We start from the raw sequence: 10,829 nt of genomic DNA, 5'->3' as shown, positions 1-10,829 counted from the left end.
GTGTCGGATTGCGGGGTGTCAGCCGCATGGATGCGGCTGCCAAGCCTACAGGGACGTACTTGCGGCGTCCCCGCAATCCGACACCGCCCCGCCAACCCACGGATAGCCCGCTTTTGACTTTGATGTTGACGTTGACGTTGATTCGGCAGGTGCAGGGCGCAGCCCTGCCGAACCACCCTCAACGCAGACGGATCAGCAGGCTGCCACCGGCACAGATCGTCGCCAGCCACGCCACCCCGTGCCAACCCCACTGCGCCAGCGCCAGGCTGCCCAACGCACCGCCGCCAGCCATGCCGATGAACATGCCGGTGAACAGCAGTGCATTGAGGCGACTGCGCGCCGGCGGCACCAAGCCGTAGACCAGCGTCTGGTGCGCGACCAGCGCCGACTGGAAACCGAAGTCGAACAGCAGCGCGCTGACCACCAGCAACGGCAGCAGCGCCACCGCCGGCAGCCACGAATCGACCAGCAACAGCGCAAAGCCAACCAGGGCGACGGCAATCGCCAACCGCGCGACCGCAGGGCTGCCCAACCGATCTGCAAAACGACCGGCGACCGGTGCCGCCAATGCACCCGCAGCACCGGCAATGCCGAACGCACCCGCGGCGGCGCTGCCCAGGCCCAGCCGTGCGTGCAGCATCAGCGCCAGCGTCGACCAGAACGCACTGAAGCCCACCGCCAGCAGCGACTGGCTGGCCACGGCGCGGCGCAGCTGCGGCTGCTCACGCCAGAGCGCCAGCAACGAACCCAGCAGCGCCGGATACCGCAGCGTACTGGTCGCAGCGAAGTGCGGCAGTGCGCGCGCCATCACCGCCCCCATCGCCAGCACCGAAAGCGCAGCGAGGCCGAACTGCACGCGCCAGCCCCAGGCTTCGGCCACCACGCCGCTGACCACGCGCGACAGCAGGATGCCCAGCAGCAGGCCGGTCATCACCCTGCCCACCACCTGCCCGCGCTGCGCATCCGGTGCCAGCACCGCGGCGGCCGGCACGATGTCCTGTGCCAGCGTGGCCATCAGCCCCACCAGCAGGCTGGCAACAAGAAGGCCCAGCAGCTGGCCGGCCAAGGCCGCCGCCCCCAGGGCCAACGCCAGCAGCACCGACTTCAGCAGGATCAGGTTGCGCCGGTCGAAGCGGTCGCCCAACGGAGCCAGCAGCAGGATGCCCAGCGCATAACCCAGCTGGGTCAGGGTCGGCACCAGGCCCACGGCACGCTCGCCCGCAGCCAGATCCTGCGCGATCAGGCCCAGCATCGGCTGGCTGTAATAGAGCGAGGCCACCGAAAAGCCCGCGCCAGCGGCCATGGCCAGCACCAGGGATGGGGCGGGCGCAGTGCGTGGCGCAGAGACGACGGTTGAGATCGAGGGAGTGGGCATGGAGGGCACCAGGGAGGGAATTGAAGCCTAGCGTGCCTACATTCGCGAGGCGTCTGTAGTAGGCTCAACCACATACTTCACATACGCCATGCGCATGAACGATCCTGCATCGGGCGGCGACCGCCTGGACCTGCTGCGTACCTTCCTGCGCATCGTCGACAGCGGCAGCCTTTCGGCTGCCGCCGTGCAGCTGGGCACCACCCAGCCCACCGTCAGCCGTCGGCTTCAAGCCCTGGAACGGCAGCTGGGCCTGCGCCTGCTGCAGCGCTCGACCCACGGCCTGCTGCTGACCGAGGACGGCCAGCGCTGCCAACGCCATGCGCAGCGGGTGGTGGACGAATGGGAAGCGCTGCAGGCCGAGCTGCACGGGCAGACACAGATGCTCAGCGGCCGCCTGCGGGTGATGGTGCCGCATGCGTTCGGCCAGGCACAGCTGCTGCCCACCATGCTCGACTTCCTGGCCCAGCACCCACAACTGAGCCTGGAATGGATCCTCGAGGACCGCCGCCCGGACTTCATCGCCGAAGGCATCGACTGCGCGGTGCGGGTCGGCGCGGTCGATGAACCGCGCGTCGTTGCCCTGCCGCTGGCCGAAGTACCTCGCATTGTCGTGGCCGCACCGTCGCTGGCCGATGTGGAGTCGATCACCACCCCCGAACAGGCGCAGGCATTGCCGTGGATCTCGCTGGTCACCTACTACCGCGAACGTCTGCTGCTGCACGATGCGCAGGGCCATGCGCACACGCTGTCGATCACGCCGCGCCTGCTGAGTGACAACCTGTTCGTGGTGCAGCAGGCCGCACGTGCGGGATTGGGAGCCGCAGTGGTATCGGCCTGGCTGGTGGCCGAGGATCTGGCCGAAGGCCGGTTGGTGCAGCTTTTAGCGGACTGGCAGGCACCACCGCTGCCGGTGCATCTGGTGTTCCCCGCTGCACGACAGCAACCGCTGCGCCTGCGCGCCTTCATCGACGCGATGAAAACCACGCTGCCGCAGCTGCACGGCATGCGGCCGGCACCGCGCTAGCCGCCACCGGCCACATCACTGCGAAGCATGATCCTGCTTCGCCTCGGCATTCCATGCAGCGACCTTTGCCTTGGTGTCGGCCAGCATCCTGTCCAGCGCTGCGCGATCGTACACATCACCGCGCAGGATCACGCTGTCGATCTTTTCGGTGGCGGCGATGTCCTGCAACGGGTTGGCGGTCAGCAGCACCAGATCGGCCGCCTTGCCCGTGGCAACGCCGCCATAGCGCTGCATCTGGCCGAACCAGGCCGGGCCCGAACGGGTCGCGGCCGACAGCGCCTGCGGTGCGCTCAGGCCTTCCTTCACGAACAGCTGCAGTTCCTGGTGCAGGCCGATGCCCGGGTAGTTGAACGAATTGAGGAAGCCGGCATCGGTACCGGCAATGATCGTCACTCCCGCTTCCTGCAGCAGCGGCAGCACCGCAGCCACCTGGTGGTACTGCGCATGGCGCGCCTCGATCTGCGCCGGGGTGGCCTTGGCCGCGCGCTCGATGCGCCAGGTGTAGGTCGCGCGCAGGCCCGGGCCGATATAGGCCAGATACGGGTCGTTGGCGTGGTTGTCCTGGTCGAGGAAGTCGAGGATGCGGCCACCGTTGAGGGTCGGCGTCACGAATACGCCACGCTTGGCGAAATCACGGTAGGCATGCAGCGCGGTTTCGCGATCGAAGCTGGCGTCGAGCCGGCGGTTGGCTTCGGCGCGATCGATGCGCCCGGCGCCGAAATCGGCCGCGATCTGCGCCTCGTCCTTGCTGCCAGCCTTGAAGGCATAGTCCAGATGCTCGATCGAGGCCAGGCCCGCATCCACGGCCTGCTCCACCGTCAACGCCATCGGAATGTGGCCCGAGGCCTTGAGACCCGCCTTGCGCGCCGCGCTGGCCGAGTACAGGAACAGCTCCGGCGTCAGCGTGCTGTCGGTGATCTTCACGAAGTCGACCTTGTCGTGCTGCAGGCGCTCGATCGCCTTGTCCGCGTCGGCCTTGCTGCCCACTTCGATGGTGCCCTTCCAGACCGGCTTGATGCCTTCGATCTTCGCACCGGAGGTCAGCAGGCGCGGACCGAACAGCGTGCCGTTGGCGATGTCGCCGCGCCACTGCAGTACCTGCTGCGGAAGATCACCGGAGCAATCGCGGATCGTGGTGATGCCATGAGCGATGTACAGCGGCAGCAGTGCCTTGTTCTCTTCCACAAGCGCCGGGCCGCCGCCGAAATGCACGTGCATGTCCCACAGGCCTGGAATCAGGTACTTGCCCTTGGCGTCGATCTGCCGGCTGGCGCTCCACTGACCGCGCAGCTGCGCGTCGGGGCCGACCGCGACGATGTCCTCGCCACGGATGACCACGCTCTGCCCGGGCACGCTGCGTGCGTGCTCGACATCGACCACCGTGGCGTTGCGGATCAGCAGATCGGCGCGCTCGGCGGCAGACGCCGACAGCGGTGCAACGGCAAGAAGGACGGCAACGGACAACGGATGGGAACGGAACATGGACGGCATCCTGGTGGGCACGGCAGCGTGCGGTGGAAGGGGCAGATGTCAGCGCGTCGCGCCATGCTGGCGCAGCACTGTTTCGATGTTGGCGTAGCCGCGTTGCCGGGCGTGCGCCAGCGGCGTTACGCCGTCGCCATCGGCAAGCTCGGGGTTGGCGCCAGCGTCCAGCAGCAGCTGTACGGTCTGCACGTGGCGCGGGCCGCCATCGCCCAGCAGGATCGCCTCCAGCAGTGCAGTCCAGCGCAGGCGGTTGACATGATCCACGGCCACGCCAGCGCGCAGCAGCGTACGCACGGTGGCGACGTGGCCGCGTTCGGCGGCAGGAATCAACGCGGTACCGCCATAGCGGTTGGTGCTGCGCAGGTCTGCACCGTGGGCGAGCGTCAGCGCCAGGATCTCATCCAGGCCGCGCGCGCCGGCATACAGGTACGCGCTGTCCTGCAACGCGTCCTTGGCGTTGACATCGGCACCGGCCTCGATCAGTTCGCGCGCCGCGTCCACGTTGTTGCCGTGGGTGGCCAGCAGCAGGGCCGTGCGGCCCTGGCCGTCCCGCGCCTCCAGATCGGCACCCGCATCCAGTGCCTTGCGCACGGCGCGGGCATCACCGCGGCTGGCGGCATCGCGCAGCTGCGCATCGGCGTCGCTTCGGGACGTCGCCATACACGCCGGGATGACCATGGCCAGCAGGCACAACAGCACCATGCGGGCCAATGCCGAACGGCGCTGCCGGGAGCGAGGGTGGTGCATCGTGACTCTCCTCATGCGCAATGGCGCCGGCCATTGCCGGCCCCTGCCCTGCATGGTAGAAGTCGGCACGGGTATCCAGAAGTGAAATGTTCAAATGCAAGACAGTGCCAAATCGAATAGGACCCTGTTCGAACTGGACCTGCTGCGGGCCCTGGTGATGGTCGCCGACTGTGGCAGCTTCACCACGGCGGCCACCCGCCTGCATTCAACCCAGTCCACGGTCAGCCAGAAGATCCGCCGCCTGGAGGAGCTTGCCGGCCACCGCCTGCTTGAACGCGGCCACCGCGACGTGCACCCCACCGACGCCGGCCACACCCTGCTGGGCTATGCCCGGCGCATGCTGGATCTGAACGAGGAACTGGCCCAGGCCTTGGCCGGCGCCACCGTGGAGACCGCGGTGCGCATCGGCGTGCCGGAGGACTTCGTGAACCCGCAGACCACGCGCATGCTGGCCGCCTTCAGTCGCCGCCACCCGCAGGTCAAGCTGGAAATCAGCAGCGGCCTCAGCCGTGACCTGGCGCAGGGCTTCGACCACGGCGAGCTGGACCTGGTGCTGATCAAGCAGCGTCGCAACACCCGCCAGGCCGTGCACTGCCGGCGCGAGCCGATGCACTGGATCGACAGCCTGCGCAGCAGCTGCCTGCAGCAGGACCCGCTGCCGCTGGTGACCTTCCCGCCACGCGGGCTGTACCGCGACGAGATGATCCACGCCGTGGAGGCGCTGGGCCTGCGCTGGCGCATCGCCTTCACCAGTTCGTCGCTGAGTGGCATCCAAGGTGCGGTGGCCGATGGCATCGGCATCAGCCTGCTGCCACGCCGCGCGGTCACCCGCGAACATCGCATCATCGATGGCGAGCGCGACCTGCCCCTTGTCGACAACTACGAGATCGGCCTGCTGCATCGCGCCGATGCCGATGATGCCGTGCGTGCGCTGGCCAGCGAGCTATGGCGCCAGGTACAGCGCGAGCCGGAATAGTCGGCAGAGCTGCGCCCTGCACCCGCCGAAGCGGTAGTGCCGGCCGCTGGCCGGCAACCTCAACGGCAACGGCAACGGCAACAGCTGGTTTCCTGTGGGACCGCGCTCTGTGACGCTGTTGGTAGGTGTCGACCTTGGTCGACCAGTAGATCCACGCCACGCGTGGATGCTTTTCGAGATATTCGATTTCCAATGGAGATTCATCCACGCATGGCGTGGATCTACCGGTCACCGGGAACCTGTCGAAGGCGGGGCGGTGTCGGATTGCGGGGCATCCGCGCCATGGATGGCGCGGCTGAGCCTACAGGGACGTACTTGCGGCGTCCCCGCAATCCGACACCGCACCGCCCTGCCTCGATATGCCGCTGTTGCTCCGGCTGTTGCTTCGGCTGTTGAAGTTGCCGGCCAGCGGCCGGCACTACCAGGTGCTACCGGGCGCCGCCCGGCCGCTACAGCCAACGGCCGTCAACCACCACGCGTCGCTCGGCAGGCACTGCGGCCACCGCCGCCGGGCCATGGTCGGCACGCACCGCCACGAAGGTGGCCGGACGACCTTCTGCAATGCCATGCTGCGGCAACCCGATCACCTCCGCCGCATGGGTGGTGACCATGTCCAGCGCCAGCATCAGGTCCGCATCGGTGTAGAAGCCCGACCGATAGCCCAGCAGCATCGCCCGCTGCAACAAGTCGCCATTGCCATAGGGCCACCAGCAGTCGCGGATGTTGTCGTTGCCGGCAAACACGCGCACACCAGCGTCGTGCAGAGCACGCAGCGGCGGGAACGGATGGTCGCCCGGCGCATTGCTCATGATCGCTACGCCTGCGGCAGCCAAGGCCTCACCCACCTGCAGCGCCCGCGCCAACGGCACCTCGCCCAGCGCATAGGCGTGACTGACCGCCACCCTGCCCTGCAGGCCTGCCGCGCGTGTGCGCGCGGCAATCCGCAGCAGCTGCGCCAGCCCGGTCTCGCCCGGCTCGTGCAGATGGATGTCCAGACGCACGCCATAGCGCTCGGCCAGCCCGAACAACAACGCAAGCTGGCCTTCGGCATCTCCGTCCAGCGTGCTCGGGTCGATGCCGCCAAGCACCTCCACCCCGGCAGCAATCGCCTGTTCCAGAATGGCCGCCGTACCCGGGCACGACATCACGCCGGCCTGTGGGAATGCCACCCACTGGATGCGCATGATGTCGGCACAACGCAGCGCCGCTTCACGCACCGCCTCCAGGTGACGCAGGCCGGTGCTGCCATCGATGTCGACGTGGCACCGCATCGCCACCGTACCGAATCCGCTGCACTGGCGGATCAGGGCCTCGGCACGATCGGCCATGGGTGCGGCGGTGGCAATCGCGGCCTTTTCCACCGCCAGACGCTCGCGCAGGCTGTTCACCGGCTGATGCGGATGCCAGCGGTCTCCGACGAAACTCTTGTCCAGGTGGATATGGCCGTCAACCAGTCCAGGCAGCACGGTAAAGCCGGTCAGATCGACGCTTTCGGCTCCCCGTGCTGCTGCATCGTCGCCATTGATGCCGACAAACCGGCCATCACGGATGTGGAAATGCAGCGGGGCACCGTCGCGATCGACGCCACCATGGACGAACTGCAGGGTCATCAGGTTCTCCCGGAAAGCCGACACTGGCGCCATCCTGCCCGCCGCCGCGTCCATCGGCCAACGAAATATCTGCATGCCATGCATTCACCGGCGCGATGAATCCCGCCCGCGACCGTCCGCCTCAGGGACGCCGGATACACGCCTGAACGGGTAACATGGGCACCTGTTTCCGCTGTGATGCCGCATGGGCCCGTCCGACCGCCACGATCGTCTTCGCCGCTGGCAGGCCGCGTCCCTGCTGGCCGCTGCCCCGATTGCCAGCCTGTCCGCCACCGATGCCAGCGCCAGCGCGCCCCTGCAGGCGCCGCCGGGCCAGCAGCGGATTGCCTCGGCCGCGCTGGTGGAGGTACTGCACCAGCGCGTGCTGGCCGGCCAGAGTGCCACCGCCACCCTGGAAAGCTGGTGCGCCGAGCACGGCCTGGCCGAGCAGGCCCGGGTCCGTGCCGTGCGTGTGCACGGCCAGGACAAGACCGCGCCGGCCGACGTGCTGCAGGCCCTGGGCGCCACTGCCTCCACGCCACTGCGCTACCGCCGCGTGCAGCTGGCCTGCGGCAGCCGCGTGCTGTCCGAGGCCGACAACTGGTACCTGCCCGACCATCTCAGCCCGGCCATGAACCAGGTCCTGGACACCACCGACGAGCCATTCGGCCGCGTGGTCGGTCCGCTCGGCTTCCAGCGCCAGACCGTGACCGACCAGACGTTCTGGCCGCCGCGCGGCGATGGCGACCATGGAGTGATCCTGGAAGTGCGCGCGCTGCTGCGCGACCGCCAGCAGCAGCCTTTCAGCTACGTCATCGAGTCGTACCTCACACAGGCACTGCCCTGATCCACCCGCAGATAAAGAAAGGCCCGGCAATGCCGGGCCTTTCGTTTTGCATCGCTTAACGGAACCGGTAATCCAGCTGCACCCAGAATTGACGGCCATACGGGTCGTAGTTGCCGACCGGATAGAACGGCCAACCGCCACCGTTCTTGTCCGCCGGCGGGCGGCTGTCGCGCAGATTGTTGACGATCACGCCCACCGACAGGTTTTCGCCGAACTGGCGGAACACGCTGGCGTTGTAGGTCATGTACGGTGCGATGCGGCCACTGCCATCGGTCTTGGGCAGCGAGCCGAAACGGTTGCCATACAGCGTCGTGGTCCAGTCGCCCTGGTTCCAGGTGATGCTGCCATTGGCCTTGCTGCGCCACTGGTAGTCATCCAGCGAATTGCGGATGTCGCGCACTTCGTCATCGGCGAACTGCTTGTACTCATGCTCCAGCACCAGGGTATAGGCCAGGCGCGTGGTGAAGCGGCCATAGCGGCCCGCATCGAAGCGCCAGTTGCCCTTCAGGTCGATGCCGCGCACCGATTCCGATGCCGCATTGATCGGGTTGATCAGTACGCGGGTTACCTGGTCCGGCTGCACGGTGGCAGTGGAGGGGTTGCGGATCACCCGCGACAGCGCGTCCTGGCACAGCGGCGAGCTGATGTCGCGTGCTTCGCCGCCTAGGGTGCGACCCAGCCGGCAATCGGCCTCATCACGCAGGATGCGGCTGGTGTCGAGGCTGGTCACTTCGTTGTCGATGCGGATGTCGTAGTAGTCGGCGCTGAAATCCAGCCCGGACAGTGGCGACCAGACCACGCCGAAGCCATACGATTTGGCCGACTCGGGCTGCAGCTGCGGGTTGGCGCGGTTGCTGTAGTCGATCGACAGGCCGTTGTAGTCGCAGTTGTCATACGACTGGCCGGCGGTGCGGCAGCGCCAGTAGTCGGTCATGCCGGGGTTGTAGCCACGGGTCTCGGTGGCGAACACATAGTTCATGTCCGGCGCACGGAAGCTGGTGGCCGCGGTGCCGCGGATCAGCAGGCTTTCGATCGGACGGAATTCGACACCGAAGCTCCAGGTCGCCTTGCCGATATGCTCCCCGCCGGCGCGGTACTGGTCGTAGCGACCTGCCAGGGTGGTGGTCAGCGACTGCAGCAACGGCAGCTGCAGTTCAACACCGGCCGCATAGCGGTCACGTTCGCCACCGGCACCGATGCCGGCGCTGGTGTTCCAGAATTCGCCGGTGCCCAAGCGCGGGTCCGGGCGGTTGCGGTAGCCCTGGCTGCCCGCTTCGACCACCGCGGCCAATGCGGCATCGCCACCGGGCAACGCGAACAGACGGCCGTTGACCGTCGCGCTGAAGGTCTGCAGCCACGCGGCATTGCGGCTCTCCTGGTAGTCGGACAGGCGGCCGTATTCATCGGGCGTCAACGGCTGGAACAGGCGCGCGGCGTCTGGTGCATAGACCTCCACGCCGTTGCGCACGCCCAGCTGCGGGCCCAGCAGGTACTCGTTGATGCCGGCCAGCAGCACCGGGCGGCGCGTGCGGTTCTCGTAGCGCGAGCGGCTGTAGACGGCCTCGTAGTCCCAGCCGCTGTCGCCGATCTGGCCACGCGCACCGACGTTGAACGACCACGAGCTTTCCAGGAAGCGGTTGGCATTGCGCGGCAGGCCGCCGATTTCCTCCGGCGCGAAGCGGCGGTACCAGCTCTCCAGGTTGCCCGTGTTCTGGTTGTAGAAGTAGTTGCGTGACGAGGTCCAGGTGGGCGCACGGGTATTGTTGTTGATCCGTGCGCTGCCCAGCGCGACATCCGCAAACAGGTCGGTGGTGTCGTTGACGTGGAAAGTCAGCAGGCCGTAACCGTTGAGGTTGCGCTTCTCGGTCTGCACGGTCCAGTAGCTGGCAGCGGCTTCGTTGCTGCCGCAATACCAGCCCTGGCGCGGGTTGTTGGCGCGCAGCACGCTGCCACCGTAGATGGCCGAAGCCGCATCGCAGCCGGCGGCGCCCGGATCGATGTTGCGACCGGTGGCTGCATTGCGACGATAGGCGACGGCCGTTGGCTGCGGCGCCTTGCCGGTGGGGTCATCGTCCAGCGAGTCCATGAAATCGCGCTGGCGCGCGTGGATCGCCTTGCGCACGTCCAGTTCGAAGCCGAACAGGCCTTCCCAGCGTTCGCCCGAGCTGCCGCCCACCACCTGCACGCGCTGGTTGTCACCACCGCCCTGCTGGGTGCCGCCGGCACGCACATTGACGTCCACGCCGTCGAAGCGGTCCTTGAGGATGATGTTGACCACACCGGCGATGGCATCGGAGCCATACACCGCAGATGCCCCTGCGGCCAGCACCTCGATGCGCTCGATCAGCGCACTGGGGATGTTGGCCAGGTTGACCACGTTCACCGAGCCTTCGTAGGCCAGCGGATAGTCGGCCTGGCGGCGGCCGTTGACCAGCACCAGCGTGCGGTTCGGGCCCAGGCCACGCAGGTTGATGGTGTTCGCCGCCGGTGTGAAGGTATTGCCGAAGTCCTCGCCCTGCACGTTGCCGGTGTTCTCGGTGAGCGCGCTCAACGCATCGAATGCATTGCGGTAGCCCTGCGCATCGATCTGCTCGCGGCTGATCACCGTGACCGGCGACGGCCCCTCGACACTGGCACGCGGGATGCGCGAGCCGGTGACCTTCACTTCCTGCAATGAGGTGGGTGCGCTTTCCTGCGCGAAGGCCGGCAACGAGGCCAGCATCAGGGACGACAAGGCAAGCACCAGCGGACGCGGGCGCAGCGCCAGGGAAGAGGCGGACATGGGC

8 protein-coding genes are annotated in these 10,829 nt (G+C 67.5%); 3 read left to right on the top strand and 5 right to left on the bottom strand.

What is annotated here, in order from left to right; translation table 11 throughout:
• Positions 1–178: 178 nt before the first annotated feature.
• Positions 179–1,375 carry an MFS transporter gene (locus TEP_RS07965; protein WP_132824875.1) on the bottom strand — a complete coding sequence of 399 codons (1,197 nt, stop codon included), beginning with the start codon at positions 1,373–1,375 and terminating at the stop codon, positions 179–181.
• A 94-nt stretch (positions 1,376–1,469) separates the two neighbouring features.
• Between TEP_RS07965 and TEP_RS07960 the strand changes: the two genes are divergently transcribed.
• Positions 1,470–2,399 (top strand): LysR family transcriptional regulator, encoded by a 930-nt coding sequence (locus tag TEP_RS07960; RefSeq protein ID WP_132824874.1) that lies wholly within the window; start codon positions 1,470–1,472, stop codon positions 2,397–2,399.
• A 15-nt stretch (positions 2,400–2,414) separates the two neighbouring features.
• Here the strand turns inward: TEP_RS07960 and TEP_RS07955 are convergent, their stop codons facing one another.
• Both TEP_RS07955 and TEP_RS07950 read right to left on the bottom strand, forming a co-directional pair.
• Positions 2,415–3,881, bottom strand: a complete 1,467-nt coding sequence (locus tag TEP_RS07955) for an amidohydrolase family protein (protein WP_132824873.1) — start codon at positions 3,879–3,881, stop codon at positions 2,415–2,417.
• A 48-nt stretch (positions 3,882–3,929) separates the two neighbouring features.
• Complete coding sequence (locus TEP_RS07950) at positions 3,930–4,631, bottom strand: ankyrin repeat domain-containing protein (RefSeq protein WP_132824872.1); 702 nt, start codon at positions 4,629–4,631, stop codon at positions 3,930–3,932.
• A 94-nt stretch (positions 4,632–4,725) separates the two neighbouring features.
• Between TEP_RS07950 and TEP_RS07945 the strand changes: the two genes are divergently transcribed.
• The gene (locus tag TEP_RS07945) at positions 4,726–5,607 is read left to right on the top strand and encodes a LysR substrate-binding domain-containing protein (protein ID WP_132824871.1); all 882 of its coding nucleotides are present in this window, start codon (positions 4,726–4,728) and stop codon (positions 5,605–5,607) included.
• A gap of 449 nt (positions 5,608–6,056) precedes the next feature.
• Here the strand turns inward: TEP_RS07945 and TEP_RS07940 are convergent, their stop codons facing one another.
• Positions 6,057–7,217, bottom strand: coding sequence for an amidohydrolase family protein (locus tag TEP_RS07940; RefSeq protein WP_132826481.1), 1,161 nt, complete (start codon positions 7,215–7,217; stop codon positions 6,057–6,059).
• Positions 7,218–7,401: 184 nt separating this feature from the next.
• Between TEP_RS07940 and TEP_RS07935 the strand changes: the two genes are divergently transcribed.
• Positions 7,402–8,043 (top strand): hypothetical protein, encoded by a 642-nt coding sequence (locus TEP_RS07935; protein WP_132824870.1) that lies wholly within the window; start codon positions 7,402–7,404, stop codon positions 8,041–8,043.
• 55 nt (positions 8,044–8,098) lie between these two features.
• Here TEP_RS07935 and TEP_RS07930 read toward each other — a convergent pair whose 3' ends face one another.
• A complete protein-coding gene (locus TEP_RS07930) occupies positions 8,099–10,825 on the bottom strand; it encodes a TonB-dependent receptor (RefSeq protein WP_132824869.1) in 2,727 nt (908 codons plus the stop codon).
• Between the last annotated feature and the right edge of the window lie 4 nt (positions 10,826–10,829).

This window comes from Stenotrophomonas sp. TEPEL (genome assembly GCF_004348785.1).
Taxonomy (GTDB): Bacteria; Pseudomonadota; Gammaproteobacteria; order Xanthomonadales; family Xanthomonadaceae; genus Stenotrophomonas; species Stenotrophomonas indicatrix.
This window is presented reverse-complemented; position numbering and strand designations above follow the sequence as displayed.